This is a genomic window from Enterobacter cloacae complex sp. 677-3DZ2D5B, from assembly GCF_004136695.1.
Taxonomy (GTDB): domain Bacteria; phylum Pseudomonadota; class Gammaproteobacteria; order Enterobacterales; family Enterobacteriaceae; genus Enterobacter; species Enterobacter hormaechei_C.
Genome location: NZ_QFLS01000016.1, coordinates 47,656 through 60,939, shown reverse-complemented (window position 1 = coordinate 60,939; position 13,284 = coordinate 47,656). Strand labels below are relative to the sequence as shown.

Below are 13,284 nucleotides of genomic sequence, written 5' to 3'. Positions count from 1 at the left end.
CCTGCATAAGAACTCAACCCTTGTAGAATGCGGCTTGCAGAGCCACTTCATCCGCGATCATCCTCATTATGATGTTTTGTGAAGTGAATTTCCGCTCCACAGAAGTATCTGACTACCGGCAGCATCTCATTTATCAGAGCCTCACCTTTTGGCGCACCCCTCGCCTCTTGACATTGACAAATATCTACATAAAAAAACATTGTACGCCACGGACATGCGTGTCTGAAATATTCAGCACCCTTAAGCCTTAAGTTTTCTCTACCTGAACAATATCAATAACTTATATGGTTTTTGTATGCTTTTCAGTCGCCTTTCTATCAGTTTTTATCGATGATAACATTCGTAAATTGTTATTCCCCGTCAGCAACTTCACACCCGCACTGACACCAGACGACAAACTCCTTACAAAACATTTATCAAAGCTAAATTTTCATTAAAAATAGCGGCTATCATAATTTACAGAAAGCGAAGCGGAATAAGACCAATCAGAGGGAAGCGTCGTAACCGGTCTCGATCTTAGTAATTAATACAATTTTAGATTAATTCAGATTACCTCTTTATTGGCCGACGTATAGTAGGCCTACACTATGCAATACGTCATTGCTTCGAGAATACTGGCGATAACCTTATAAATAATTCGCCTGATTACCATTATAAATCGAGGAATGACATGACGAACAATAGCCAAATAACACAGCATATAACTGTTGCACTGATGGGCGGCGATCATTATGCAAGAAACGGCATTAAAACATTATTAAGCAGCATCCGCGACGACCTTCACATCATTATCATCGAAGGAGGTTATCAGGAACTGGATAAGGCGCTGTCGTCGATTCGTATCGATATCTTATTTATATCTGGCGCAGAGAAATACCATACAGGGTATGACTCACTGAAATATTTAAAAAAAATCAAAGCCACGCAGCCTGAAGTGATGATCTGCCTGTACTCAACCTCTGCCCATTCCCTGTTATGGGTCCGGGAAGATATTGATGCCTATATCTCGCTACAGAACACGGTTTATCAGTGGCGGATAAAGCTAGCAAAAATGGTCGATAGCCATTATCGGCCCCAAAAGCAGCCAGCGGCGTTATCGCTGACGCCTGGAGAAAGGAGGGTATTAAAGGAACTCAGGAACGGACTGGATATACGTTACATCGCAGAACTGGAGAAACTTTCTTATCGCCGCGTAAGCGCCTTAAAAAGCTCAGCGATAAGGAAACTCGGGCTCAGGAATAAGACAGATTTGCTGGTCTTTTTAACCAGTTAGACCTGCCGCTTTCAGAGCAAATCTCGTAATAAAAAAACCAAGGAACTATGAAATGAAAGCACGCCTTACTTGCCATTCTCTGCTGGCATTAAGCATTGCCGCCCTGCTGCCAGCGGGCTCAGCACTGGCCGCCGCCACCAGCGGCGGCACGGTTAACTTCAGCGGTAAAGTGGTGACCTCCGCCTGTGCCATCAGCGCCGGTAGCGCCAATATCGACGTCGACATGGGGGAAGTGCGTACCGCCACGCTGGCTGCCGCAGGCAGTGAAGCCAGTACCGCAAAAGCCTTCTCCATCACCCTGGAGGATTGCGAAATCGCCGATACCTCCGCGTCCACGGAAAATAACCCCATCGCCGCAACGACCGTGGCTATCACCTTCACCGGTACGCCGGACAGTACCGATGTGAATAGCCTGGCCGCGGGAGTAAACGGCGGCGCGGGCTCGGCGCAGCATGTCGCTATCCGTCTTTATGACGAACAGGGCAACGTCGTCAGGCTGGGTGAGCCGGCAGCAGCGATCCCCCTGCGTGCGGGGGCGAACACCCTGAACTTCAGCGCGAAATATTACTCCCCACTGGGCAACGCCACGGCGGGTGATGCCAGCGCGGTCGCCACCTACACCGTGACCTATTCGTAATCTTCAGGCCCGGTCTGCTGGCCGGGTCTGACTCAGCTTTCAGGAGACGCACTATGCGCGTAAACACATGGATTTGTCTGGCTGGCACGTTATGTTCATCCGCCGTGTACGCAGGCGGCGTGGGGTTAGGCGCAACGCGGCTGGTCTACATCGGCGCGGCTACGCAGACGATGATGCAGGTAAGAAATACCCACCCTGATGCCACGTTCCTGATCCAGTCATGGATGGAAGACGAGAAAGGGAGCCGTACCAACGACTTCGTCATCACGCCGCCGCTGTACGTCATGAAGCCCGCCAGCGAAAGCGCGGTGAAAATCATGTTCAGCGGTGACGCCCTGCCAGCCGATCGCGAGACGCTGTACTGGATGACGGTCAAAGCTATCCCACAGCAGGTTAAAAACGGTTCCGGCAATTCGCTGCAATTCGCCTCTGCCAACCGCATCAAGGTCTTTTATCGCCCGGAGCGGCTCAGGGAAGGTGCAGGGGAGGCATGGAAAAACCTTGCCGGCGCCTACCGCGCGGGCAAGGTCACGCTGACCAACCCAACGCCGTATTACCTCACCACCATTAACGTGAAAATTGATGGCAGGCCGGTATCGCCCGTCATGGTACCGCCGAAAGCCAGCGTGACGCTGGCAGACACCTTCAGCCATGCGAGCAGCATGAGCTACCAGACGATTAACGATTATGGGGCCTGGACGCCCGTCACCCGCACGTCATTGTCCCAATAATAAAAACAGTAAGGCGTGACCACATGAAAATTAAAATCCTGTGCGCCACGGCGATCGCCCTGGTGATTCGGCAAGCCGTGGCTGCCGAAAGCGAGCTGCAATTTAATCCTGCGTTTCTCAACGGCGAGCGCGCCAACAGCGCCGATCTCGCCTGGGTCAACGCCGGGAGCGCGTTGCCGCCGGGCGAGTACAATCTTAACGTGTATATCAATACCCAGTTCGCGTTCACAGGTAACGTCACGTTTCGCGTCGCTGAAAGCACCGCTGGTGAAGCCCTGCCGTGCCTTACGCCTGCACAATTCGCCGCACTTGGCATCGACAGCCGTCAGGCTAAAGGGGGTGAGCTGCCGCCTGCGCAGCGCTGCATTTTTTTAACCCAGTCATTCGCCGATACCCGGTTTGATTTTGACCAGAGGACGCTTACCCTCAACTTCACCGTACCGCAAAGCGCGATGCGCGCTCTGCCGCGCGGATACGTCAGCCCGGAGAGCTGGGAGTCCGGCATCCCTGCCGCGTGGCTGAACTATGTGGTCAATGGCGCGAATAATGACTACCGGGGCGAGACGCGCACGCGGGAACAACAGCTGTTTGTGAGCCTGAACAGCGGCGCCAACCTGGGCGCATGGCGGCTGCGTGATTTCACCACGTGGACCAAAGAGAGTAACGAGCTCACCCACGTCCAGACCTGGCTACAGCGGGATATCCGCGCCCTGCGTGCCCAGGTTTATGCCGGTGAAACGTTCACCTCCTCGCAGGTGTTTGACGCCGTTGGCCTGCGTGGGATTGCCCTGAAGACCGATGACAATATGTTGCCCGCCAGCCTGAGCGGTTACGCGCCTGAAGTGCGCGGCATCGCGCGCAGCAATGCCACGGTGACGGTTCGCCAGAACGGTAACGTCATCTATCAAACCTCCGTTCCGCCGGGGGCGTTTGTGCTGAAAGATCTCTATCCGACCTCTTCCGGCGGCGACCTCGCGGTCACCATTCAGGAGAGCGACGGTAGCCAGACGCAATACACTCTGCCCTTTGCCAGTGTGCCGAATCTGGTGCGTAACGGTCAGGTCAAATATGCTCTGGGGGCGGGGAAATACCGTCCTGCGGGCGATCAGATCTCGCCCTCCTTCGCGCAGGGCGAGCTGTTCCTGGGCTGGCGATACGGCCTCACGTTTTATGGCGGGGCGCAGTTTTCCGATCGCTACACCGGCCTGGCCTTCGGGATCGGGCAGAATCTCGGCCGCTTTGGCGCCTACTCCCTCGACCTCACCCATGCCCGCAGCCAGCTGGCTGATAATCAGCACTACACCGGGGATTCGGTGCGCCTGCGGTATAGCAAGCTGCTGAACGATATCGGTACGCGAGTCAATTTCTTCTCGCTGCGTTACTCAACGGCAGGGTTTTATACCCTCAGCGATACCACTTACAAAGGCATGGCGGGCGGAGCGCCAGAACAGACCGTGGAAGACGATGGCACCGTCACCACTCACTACGACACGGTTTACAACCTGCATATGTCGCGTAAGGCAAAAAATCAGCTGCTGTTGTCGCAGCCGATGGGCGAATACGGCGCGCTGTCGCTGTCCTGGGATCAACAAACCTACTGGAATACGTCAAAAACCACGCAAAGTTTGCAGTTCGCGTGGAACGCGACGTTTCGTAACCTGTCGCTTGGCATCAGCGCCCAGCGTAGTTCTGGCCTGTACGACAACAAGAAAGACAATATCCTCGCGTTGTCCCTGTCGGTGCCGCTGGGTAACCCGGCGCTGTCGACCCGTCTCCGTTTTACCGCTACCCATGCGGATCCCGCTGGCACCACCGCCAGTACCGGTGTCAGTGGTTATCTGCCGGGGCAGGAGAATCTTTTCTATAGCGTCAACCAGCGCTACAGCGCGCAGCAGCACTACGGCGGCGATGCCGCGCTGCAATACGAGGGCGCGTGGGGAGACTATAACCTGGGCTACAGCTACGCCGGTGACTCCCGCAACCTAAGCTATGGGATGAGCGGCGGAGCGGTGCTGCATGAGGATGGTCTGACGCTGAGCCAGCCGCTCGGGAACACCAATATTCTGGTGAAAGCCCCGGGCGCCAGCCATGTCGCCGTGCTCAACCACAAGGGCATCAAAACCGACAGCCGGGGCTATGCGGTGATCCCGTACGCCACGCCGTATCGCGTTAATCAGGTTGCGCTGGATGTCACCACCGTGGGCAATGACGTGGAACTTGAGAACGCCATCGCCAATAAAATTCCCACCGACGGGGCACTGGTTCGCGCCACCCTCACCACGCGTCAGGGAGCAAAAGCGATGTTTATCGTACGTCACGCTAAAGACGTGCTCCCCTTCGGCACGCTGGTCTCGTCAGAGGATGACAAAGCCAGCGGTATCGTCGGCGACGGCGGCAGCGTGTATCTGACCGGCCTGTCAGCGCAGGGAACCTTGCATGCCGTATGGGGACGCGACAGCGCCCAGCGCTGCACGATCCGCTATGCGTTGAACCCGCAGAATTATCACGCCCGCACCGGGCTTTATTCCCAGGAGGCCATATGTCAGTAACCGTCCGTTTCCTCCCCCTGATCCTGCTGATGGTCATCACCGTCCCCGCGCGCGGCTATGACGTGCTGGTTTCCGTGACCGGCAACGTGATCGGCAATACCTGCATTGTCTCGGAAGATTCGAAGGAGCAAAACGTGCCGCTGGGCACCCTCGGCGTGAAGCAATTTAGCGAGGCGGGGGCGGTCAGCAATATCAAAACGCCCTTCACGCTCACCCTTGAAGCGTGCGGCCCCACCTTTGCTGGCGTGAAAATCCGCTTCAGCGGTACGCCGGATGACGAGAACCCGCAGCTTCTGAAAGTCGCTGACGGCGGCGCGACCGGCGTGGCAGTGCAGATACTGGATAAAGACAGCGTACTTATCCCGCTGGACACCCAAACCGCTGCTTACGGCGCGGCGGGGGATGACAGCGTAAAAATGACCTTCTATGCGCGACTGGCCGCCACGGGTGCGCCGGTCAATGCCGGAGACGTTTCGGCAGTGGCGACCTGGACGACGGAGTATCAATAATGCGTTTACTGTTTTTAGCCCTGTTTTTCATGTCCTCTCAGGCGCTTGCCCTCTCCTGGACATCGGATATCACCCTTTCGCCAACGCCCATGTCGTGGTCCGGCCCGGCAGACTCCATCGTGCCTGGAAAGACGATCGGCTCTGAATGGAGCGCCACTGCGAGCGTCTCGGAAGTGTTCTGGTGCGGCCTGGTATTTACCTGCTCCAAAGGGACGCTGGAGCCGAGCAGCAGTATAACCGCCACCGGCATCACGGTTATTCTTGATGGCGCAAATTACATGGTATTTGAAACGGGCGTGCCCGGCATCGGCTTCATTCTTGGGCTCAAAGATTATAACGGCACCACCTATGTGCCGATGCAGACGGGCATTACGCAGAGCTATCCGGCCGATGGGACTAACGGTTACGCCACCGCACTGGGCTGGTCAGCAAAAGTGACGTTTATCAAGACCGGCGTTCCGCTGAAATCCGGCGTATACCAGACCCCGACCATTAACGCGGCGATCCTGACGGCCTATAACAACGAAGTGAAAACCGCGCAGGTGATCATCAACCCCACCACCATCACGGTGACGGCAAGCGGCTGCACGGTAGGCACAAAAAGCGCCAACGTCGACCTGGGCACCATTGATGTTCACACGCTGCCCAGCGTAGGCAGCACCTCGCCGTCGGGGGAGTTTAACGTCAGCCTGACCTGCGATGAGAACGTGGCGGTTAACGCAGTGATGACCGATCAGACCACACCGTCAAATACCTCGTCGGTCGTGACGCTGACCGGGGACTCCACGGCCTCCGGCATTGGCGTACAGTTTTTCTATAACGGTACCGGGCCGCTGATGATGGGGCCAGACAGCTCGGCCGCAGGCACGACGGGACAGTTTTTCATCCAGACCACCAGCGCAGCACAAACGCTATCCCTGCCGTTCCAGGCGCAGTACATCCGAACCGGAGACCTGGTCCCCGGCTCGGCCAATGCCCTGGCAAGCATCACCTTTTCGTATCAGTAGGTTAGTGCTTCACCCACACCAGTTGATCGACCCGGAAGCCCAGACCGCGTGCGGTGTTCAGGTAGTCCTGTTTTACCGCATCCGGAATGGTCGGGGTGCGCGATAAAATCCACAGGTAGTCACGGTTCGGGCCGCTGACCAGCGCGTACTGGTACTTATCGTCCAGCTTGATCACGTTATAGCCGCCGTAGAACGGGCCGAAGAACGATACCTTCAGCGCAGCCGTAGTCGGTTCGCCGGTAAAGTACGCCTTTCCTTCGCTCTCATTCCATTTGTTCTTCACCGGATCATAGCCGCGGTTCAGTACGCTGATACCGCCATCGCTGCGCTTGCCGTACGTCGCGGTGACCTGTTCCAGACCGCGCTCAAAGCGGTTTTCCAGTCGGGCGACTTCATACCATTTGCCGAGATAGCGGCTGGCATCAAAGCCGGTAATGGGCTGCACGCCTTTCGGCGGCGTGGGAGATTTACAGGCAACCAGAGTCAGCGCAATGGCGACACCGGTAACTACAGGCCATAGCCTCATGAGAACTCCTTTCATTTACGCGGTTGGAAGTTAAGTGTAGCGCACCCGTGCGGCGCTTCATCCCGTCGGAGAATATTCGTAGTATATTGAGACAACTCCTTCTCTTCGGATGCAGACATGGCTTACTCCATCGGCGAATTCGCCAGACTCAGCGGCATCACCGCCACCACGCTGCGGGCGTGGCAGCGACGCTATGGCTTGCTCAAACCCGAGCGTACGGACGGCGGTCACCGCCTGTACAGCGATGAGGACGTTCAGCAGGCGCTGAAAATCCTCGACTGGGTAAAAAAAGGCGTACCTATCGGTCAGGTTAAATCACTGCTGGAACGCCCTGTGCCGCGCCGCGCCAATAACTGGCAAACCCTGCAACAGGCCATGATGCAAAAGTTGCAGGAGGGGAAAATTGAATCCCTGCGTCAGATGATTTACGACGCCGGACGCGAATACCCAAGGCCAGAGCTGGTCACTAACGTGCTGCGTCCGTTGCGCAGCCAGATATCGGCCAACGTCGCCGCCGCCATGACGCTGCGTGAGATCCTCGACGGCATCCTCATCGCCTATACCTCGTTTTGCCTTGAGGGCGATAAAAAAGCGCCGGGCGATAACGTTCTCATCAGCGGCTGGTACCTCAACGACCCGTGTGAAATCTGGCTCGAAGCGTTAACGCGCACCGGCCAGGGCCACCGCATCGACATCCTGCCGGTTCCCCCTGCCGCGCTGGCCCCGGAAATTTTCCCGGATCGCAAATGGCTGCTGGTCACCAGCGGCAAACTCACCGCCGCGCGGAAAAAGCAGGTTGCGCAGTGGCAGCAGCAGGTTTCCCTTGAGGTAATTATCCTCTGATTATTTTCTGCTGTGGCAATCTTCACGAAAAGTTGAATATTTTTTCGCGCAGCGAGTGCTAACGTTTTCCTGTCACCGACAACTCAACAGGAAAACACGATGAAAAAGACACTCCCTCTGATGATGCTGGCTGCAATGGCTTTCGCGCCTGCCGCATTCAGCGCCCCGGCAGGCACCCTGAGCGTCCACGTTCTGGACCAGCAAACCGGTATGCCGCCAGCGGATGTGACCGTTACGCTGGAGAAGCAGGAGCAGGACAAGTGGACCCCGATTGCCAGCGGTAAAACCGACCACGACGGGCGCATTAAATCGCTTTATCCGCAGGATCAGGATATGGCACCTGGCGTGTATAAAGTGACCTTCAAAACCGCCGATTACTTCCACGGCAAAAAGCTGGACTCCTTCTTCCCGGAAGTGCCGGTGCTGTTCACCGTCACCCGCACCAATGAAAAACTGCACATCCCGCTTCTGCTCAGCCAGTACGGTTACTCAACCTACAAGGGCAGCTGATTGCTCTTGATTTTAAAGACGATTAAAAAATAATCCCGCCAATACTTGGACAAACTCGCATTGTTGTGTAACTTTTAGATATGAGATCGGGAGGTGCACACCATGACAACAAAACCTGTGCTGGGTATTAGCGGATGTTTGACCGGTTCCGCCGTTCGCTTTGACGGCGGGCATAAGCGTATGGGCTTTGTGATGGATGAGCTGGCGCAGTGGGTCGCTTTCCGCCCGGTATGCCCTGAAATGGCTATCGGCCTGCCCACGCCTCGTCCGGCGCTGCGCCTGGTGATGACCACCGACGGCGAGACAGAAATGCGGTTCAGCAAAGCGCCCCACGATGACGTCACGCAGAAGATGGCCGCATTTACGGCAAATTATCTGCCGAAAATCGGCGATCTGTCGGGGTTTATCGTCTGTGCAAAATCCCCCAGCTGCGGCATGGAGCGCGTGCGGCTGTACGACGAAAACGGCAACCGGGGCCGCAAGGAGGGTGTCGGGCTGTTCACCGCCGCCCTCCTTGAAACTTTCCCCTGGCTGCCCGTCGAAGAAGACGGTCGCCTGCACGATCCGGTACTGCGGGAAAACTTTGTTGAGCGCGTTTTTGCCCTCCACGAACTGAACGTAATGCGTAAAAATGGCCTGACGCGCCGTGCTCTGCTGGACTTTCACAGCCGCTATAAGCTTCAGCTTCTGGCGCACCATCAGGCAGGCTACCGTGAAATTGGCCCGTTCGTGGCATCACTGCACGAGTGGGACGATCTGGACGCGTTTTTCGTGGCCTATCGCGACAAACTGATGACCATCCTGAAAAAACCTGCTTCGCGGAAGAATCACACTAACGTGCTGATGCACATTCAGGGCTATTTCCGTAACCAGCTGAACAGCCGCCAGCGCGGGGAACTGCGTGATGTGATCCTGCATTACCGGGACGGACTGCTGCCGATCCTCGCGCCGCTGACGCTGCTTAAGCATTATCTGGCTGAATACCCTGACCGGTATCTGATGACGCAAAACTACTTTGATCCCTATCCTGATGATTTGGGTCTGCGTCTGGCCGTTACCTGATAAGAAAGAAGCGAAGGCCCCATTGACCCACAGAGGCCCAAAGCTGTACCCCGTTTAGACGACACCCTCACTGTCGTCTTTTTTTTGCGCTCAGCGTAAAATACTGTGATTCTGTACAGGTTAAGCGTGCACAGCGGAGTAACCCGATGATCAAAAATCTGCATATTCAAAACTACCGCTCAATTCGCGATATGTCGCTTGAGCTGGAACAACTCAATATCGTGTTCGGCCCCAACGGCACCGGAAAATCCAATATTTATAAAGCGATTTACCTGATGCACAGCGCGGCGCAGGGGCAATTCTCCCAGGCGCTGGCAAACGAGGGCGGCATTTTGAAAGTGTTCTGGGCGGGCAAAACCCGCAGCGACCAGCTGCGGCGCATGAACCTGGCGGTGGAAACGGAAACCTATGAATATGAGCTTCAGGTCGGGTTCGTGGAAAAGCTGCCCTACCCCTCACAGTTTCAGCTCGATCCGGTGATCAAAGAGGAATCTATCTGGCTGAGCGGCCAGCACCGTCGTCCGTCGTCACAGCTGATGAAGCGTAAGAACCAGGCCGTATTCCTGAACAACGTACATCACGAAAAAGTGACCCACAGCGGTACGCTGTATGAGAACGAGTCAGTGTTCGGTCAGCTCGGTGAACCGCACCTCTACCCCGAAGTGTCGCAGATGCGTGAGTCCCTGCGTAACTGGCGCTTTTATCATGAGTTTTCCGTTTCATCCGGCTCGGCGATCCGCGCGCCGCAGGTGGGTTTCCGCTCCCCGGTGCTGGCCAGCGACGGCGCGAACCTGGCCGCCGCGTTTCAGACCATTGTCGAAATTGGCGACGAGCTGCTGCTGATGCGCATTCTCGACCAGGCCTTCCCCGGCTGCGTGTTTTACAGCGACAACACCGGCGGGCGCTTCCGCATGATGATGCAGCGCGAGGGGCTGAGCAGACCGCTGGAACCGGCAGAGTTCTCCGACGGCACGCTGCGTTTTTTATGCCTGGCGGTGGCGCTGTTAAGCCCGCGCCCTCCCGCATTTATCGCCCTCAACGAACCGGAAAACAGCCTGCATCCGCAGATGCTGCCCGCCCTGGCAAGCCTCATTGCCGAGGCCAGCCGCTATTCGCAGATCTGGCTCACCAGCCACTCGCCGGAGCTGGCGCATTTGATTGAGAAGCACCGATCGTTTTCGCTGTATCAGCTGTCGATGGCGGAGGGGGAGACACGGATGGAGCGGCTGGGGTAATGCACTTCTTTTATGCTGTCACCACTTTCAAGGTCGCCATCAACGACGAAGATGATTTCCGTCGGTATATACCTTCGGCGAATTCTGCGCTCGCGACAGATTATCCAATTTATTGTTGCCAGTTTCTGATGTCAGGATAATCTGTAAACGTTGGTTATCAGATGAGAAAATTAAAATGGATATTGTAATTTTCCCTGGTCAGAACGCCCGCGCATGGGCTGAAACAATGATAAATCTTGAAGCCCGCAAGCTCATCAATACTGCGAATATTGTCGGAGGGCAACATCTCAGCGACGGACTCGCACGGATTAAATTTATGGATGATATTCGGCAGTTTGTGATGCAACAATTTAGTGCTACCCGGGCAGCCAGAAGTGATGAGGAGTGCATGGAATGCCTGAAAAACATCCGGGCTGAGAACGAAAGTCTTCTTGAGCAAAGCAGAATGCTTCGCTCCCGTACAGCTCAGCTTTTTGCTCAGATTGAACTGGTTAAAGAAAATAACAAAGTCGTCGGTTACGTTATTTCATCGATTAAGGTTGTGCTTTCAGGGTTACAGATTGTTGCAGGTGTTGGTGCAATGATGACAATGAATCCAGTGGGTGCGCTTGCAGGAGCGATTCTGGTTATGGATGGTGCAAATGCCATTTCAAAAGAAATTAACAGAACGCTTCAACATCAACCAAACTCCGAAGGTATGCTGGCAGATGGCGTCATGGATATCGCTCAGTTTATGGGATTTAAACGTGAATCAGCACTTGGGGTATTCAATAGCGTAAGCCTGGCAGCAAGCGTCTATACGGTATTTGGCGCCATCCGGAAACCCGAATCATGGCGTCTGTTTCGTTATCTCCCGCTGGATTTCTACCGCAAAGTCGACGGAATGAATCGCGCAGCGCTCACTATGAAAATTGTCGGCTGGGGTGTCTCTGCAAAAGTCTCGTTTGATTTAATTTCTAATGCGTCTGGACAGAACTAATGTATTTCTTTCTGAAGCGCCAGGCTTTGTAGGTAATGATCGGGGGTTGAAAAAACCAGGCAATAATCAATACGATGAAAAGAGAAATGCCACCGGAAACAATATTATAATGTTCAGCGAAAAAAAGAAGCGCCAGGAAAATCAGGGCCACAGTCGCAGTAATACACAGAACCATGATAAATCGCTTACCTAACTCAAGCACTACCTCGAGCAGGGATGAACCATAACGGCTAATGTTTCGGTTCAGATACGCTAATTCTTTTACGGTGAAACCTGATTCAAGTAACTGCGTTTCAATATTGTTCATGCCACTACCTTTTCTTCTGGAAAGTAACGTGGATTATCTTAACCGGAAGAGAAGTGCTTGTAACCCGTCTGATGCATATCCATTGCCGCCAGCTTTAAAGGCAAAGAAGCCGCCCACGTCTTTTTATTCCATCGCGCCAGCATTATTTTTCGCTGCATACGGCTTAACGCGAAACGTCTTACGCCACTCCGCCGGACTGACACCAAAGCGCGCCTTAAACTGCTGCCGATACGTCACCGCTGATAAAAACCCCACCTGCTCAGCGACGCTTTCGATTGGCAGACTGCCGGACTCCAGCAGGATCTGGCTGCGCCGCAGGCGCTCGGCGGTAAGCCAGTCGGCAACGCTCATGCCCGTCGCCTTGATAAAATGGCGGGTCAGCGTGCGTCGGCTCATCGACACCACGTCCGCCAGCGAATCCAGGTTATGCGGCTCGGAAATGTGCTGCTGAAGGTAGTCAATGAGACAGTTAATCCGCCCGTCGCGGGTATCTTTCGGCACAGGTTGCGCAATAAACTGCGCCTGCCCGCCCTCGCGGTGCGGCGGGACGATCATCCGGCGGGCAATCTGATTGGCGACGACGCTGCCAAAGCGCTGGCGGATGATGTACAAACAGCAGTCGAGCGCGGCGGCGGTACCCGCCGAGGTGATCACATTGCCGTCATCCACGTAGAGGGCGTTGATGTCCAGTCGAACGTCCGGAAACAGCGTCTGAAACTGGTGTTCAAACTCCCAGTGGGTGGCGGCCCGTTTGCCGCTGAGTATGCCCGCATAGCCCAGTACAAACGAGCCCAGACACAGCCCAACAATTTCCGCCCCGTTGTCTCTGGCCTGAACCAGGCTGTCGAGCAGCGTCTGAGGCGGGCGCTCCAGCACGTGCTGCCAGTAGGGTACAACCACAATTTCAGCCGATGCGATTGCAGAAAAATCCTGCGTCGCATGCAGGGCAAAACCGTCTTTCGAGGTCAGGAATCCCGGTTTTTCAGCGCAGATCGTAACGTTAAAGCGCTTTTCCCCGGATACCGTATCGCCAAACAGAATGCAGGGGACGGAGTAGTGGAACGGGCTAAACCCGTCCACCGCGACAATAGCAACGTTAACAAGCGGCATCTGTCT

General features: G+C 55.3%; 14 protein-coding genes. 11 read left to right on the top strand and 3 right to left on the bottom strand.

Annotated features, from left to right (window positions below):
- Positions 1-670: 670 nt before the first annotated feature.
- Genes DD597_RS20355 through DD597_RS20330 form a run of 6 tightly spaced genes read left to right on the top strand, consistent with a single transcriptional unit; the run spans position 671 to position 6,706 of the window.
- Positions 671-1,273, top strand: a complete 603-nt coding sequence (locus tag DD597_RS20355) for a helix-turn-helix transcriptional regulator (RefSeq protein WP_032608176.1) — start codon at positions 671-673, stop codon at positions 1,271-1,273.
- A 52-nt stretch (positions 1,274-1,325) separates the two neighbouring features.
- On the top strand, positions 1,326-1,910 hold the full coding sequence (locus tag DD597_RS20350; RefSeq protein ID WP_003860947.1) for a fimbrial protein: 585 nt from the start codon (positions 1,326-1,328) through the stop codon (positions 1,908-1,910).
- A gap of 53 nt (positions 1,911-1,963) precedes the next feature.
- Positions 1,964-2,641: a fimbria/pilus periplasmic chaperone gene (locus DD597_RS20345; protein ID WP_045335988.1), complete on the top strand. Its 678-nt coding sequence runs from the start codon at positions 1,964-1,966 to the stop codon at positions 2,639-2,641.
- 23 nt (positions 2,642-2,664) lie between these two features.
- The gene (locus DD597_RS20340; protein ID WP_129256543.1) at positions 2,665-5,190 is read left to right on the top strand and encodes a fimbria/pilus outer membrane usher protein; all 2,526 of its coding nucleotides are present in this window, start codon (positions 2,665-2,667) and stop codon (positions 5,188-5,190) included.
- Positions 5,181-5,699 carry a fimbrial protein gene (locus DD597_RS20335; RefSeq protein WP_022650129.1) on the top strand — a complete coding sequence of 173 codons (519 nt, stop codon included), beginning with the start codon at positions 5,181-5,183 and terminating at the stop codon, positions 5,697-5,699. Before DD597_RS20340 ends, DD597_RS20335 begins: the two co-directional genes overlap by 10 nt.
- The gene (locus DD597_RS20330) at positions 5,699-6,706 is read left to right on the top strand and encodes a fimbrial protein (RefSeq protein ID WP_032608174.1); all 1,008 of its coding nucleotides are present in this window, start codon (positions 5,699-5,701) and stop codon (positions 6,704-6,706) included. Before DD597_RS20335 ends, DD597_RS20330 begins: the two co-directional genes overlap by 1 nt.
- A gap of 1 nt (position 6,707) precedes the next feature.
- On the opposite strand, the gene DD597_RS20325 is transcribed toward DD597_RS20330, so the two are convergent.
- Positions 6,708-7,232, bottom strand: a complete 525-nt coding sequence (locus DD597_RS20325) for a lipocalin family protein (protein ID WP_003860954.1) — start codon at positions 7,230-7,232, stop codon at positions 6,708-6,710.
- A gap of 117 nt (positions 7,233-7,349) precedes the next feature.
- Here DD597_RS20325 and DD597_RS20320 point away from each other — a divergent pair, with 117 nt between their 5' ends.
- From DD597_RS20320 to DD597_RS20300, 5 genes are all read left to right on the top strand, one after another.
- Positions 7,350-8,075, top strand: a complete 726-nt coding sequence (locus DD597_RS20320; protein ID WP_023323942.1) for a MerR family transcriptional regulator — start codon at positions 7,350-7,352, stop codon at positions 8,073-8,075.
- A gap of 99 nt (positions 8,076-8,174) precedes the next feature.
- Complete coding sequence (uraH, locus tag DD597_RS20315) at positions 8,175-8,585, top strand: hydroxyisourate hydrolase (protein ID WP_022650126.1); 411 nt, start codon at positions 8,175-8,177, stop codon at positions 8,583-8,585.
- Between the two features lie 102 nt (positions 8,586-8,687).
- A complete protein-coding gene (locus DD597_RS20310; RefSeq protein ID WP_129256542.1) occupies positions 8,688-9,647 on the top strand; it encodes a DUF523 and DUF1722 domain-containing protein in 960 nt (319 codons plus the stop codon).
- Positions 9,648-9,793: 146 nt separating this feature from the next.
- The gene (locus DD597_RS20305; RefSeq protein ID WP_006812462.1) at positions 9,794-10,882 is read left to right on the top strand and encodes an AAA family ATPase; all 1,089 of its coding nucleotides are present in this window, start codon (positions 9,794-9,796) and stop codon (positions 10,880-10,882) included.
- 175 nt (positions 10,883-11,057) lie between these two features.
- On the top strand, positions 11,058-11,861 hold the full coding sequence (locus DD597_RS20300) for a DUF4225 domain-containing protein (protein WP_039268673.1): 804 nt from the start codon (positions 11,058-11,060) through the stop codon (positions 11,859-11,861).
- Here the strand turns inward: DD597_RS20300 and DD597_RS20295 are convergent.
- Positions 11,839-12,168, bottom strand: coding sequence for a hypothetical protein (locus DD597_RS20295; RefSeq protein ID WP_023315117.1), 330 nt, complete (start codon positions 12,166-12,168; stop codon positions 11,839-11,841). The two genes, DD597_RS20300 and DD597_RS20295, sit on opposite strands and share 23 nt — an antisense overlap.
- A 123-nt stretch (positions 12,169-12,291) precedes the next feature.
- Positions 12,292-13,278, bottom strand: coding sequence for a GlxA family transcriptional regulator (locus DD597_RS20290; protein WP_022650122.1), 987 nt, complete (start codon positions 13,276-13,278; stop codon positions 12,292-12,294).
- Between the last annotated feature and the right edge of the window lie 6 nt (positions 13,279-13,284).

Coding starts and splice junctions, on each gene's coding strand:
- DD597_RS20355 (WP_032608176.1), top strand. CDS start 671: ATGACGAACAATAGCCAAATAACACAGCATATAACTGTTGCACTGATG.
- DD597_RS20350 (WP_003860947.1), top strand. CDS start 1,326: ATGAAAGCACGCCTTACTTGCCATTCTCTGCTGGCATTAAGCATTGCC.
- DD597_RS20345 (WP_045335988.1), top strand. CDS start 1,964: ATGCGCGTAAACACATGGATTTGTCTGGCTGGCACGTTATGTTCATCC.
- DD597_RS20340 (WP_129256543.1), top strand. CDS start 2,665: ATGAAAATTAAAATCCTGTGCGCCACGGCGATCGCCCTGGTGATTCGG.
- DD597_RS20335 (WP_022650129.1), top strand. CDS start 5,181: ATGTCAGTAACCGTCCGTTTCCTCCCCCTGATCCTGCTGATGGTCATC.
- DD597_RS20330 (WP_032608174.1), top strand. CDS start 5,699: ATGCGTTTACTGTTTTTAGCCCTGTTTTTCATGTCCTCTCAGGCGCTT.
- DD597_RS20325 (WP_003860954.1), bottom strand. CDS start 7,232: ATGAGGCTATGGCCTGTAGTTACCGGTGTCGCCATTGCGCTGACTCTG.
- DD597_RS20320 (WP_023323942.1), top strand. CDS start 7,350: ATGGCTTACTCCATCGGCGAATTCGCCAGACTCAGCGGCATCACCGCC.
- uraH (WP_022650126.1), top strand. CDS start 8,175: ATGAAAAAGACACTCCCTCTGATGATGCTGGCTGCAATGGCTTTCGCG.
- DD597_RS20310 (WP_129256542.1), top strand. CDS start 8,688: ATGACAACAAAACCTGTGCTGGGTATTAGCGGATGTTTGACCGGTTCC.
- DD597_RS20305 (WP_006812462.1), top strand. CDS start 9,794: ATGATCAAAAATCTGCATATTCAAAACTACCGCTCAATTCGCGATATG.
- DD597_RS20300 (WP_039268673.1), top strand. CDS start 11,058: ATGGATATTGTAATTTTCCCTGGTCAGAACGCCCGCGCATGGGCTGAA.
- DD597_RS20295 (WP_023315117.1), bottom strand. CDS start 12,168: ATGAACAATATTGAAACGCAGTTACTTGAATCAGGTTTCACCGTAAAA.
- DD597_RS20290 (WP_022650122.1), bottom strand. CDS start 13,278: ATGCCGCTTGTTAACGTTGCTATTGTCGCGGTGGACGGGTTTAGCCCG.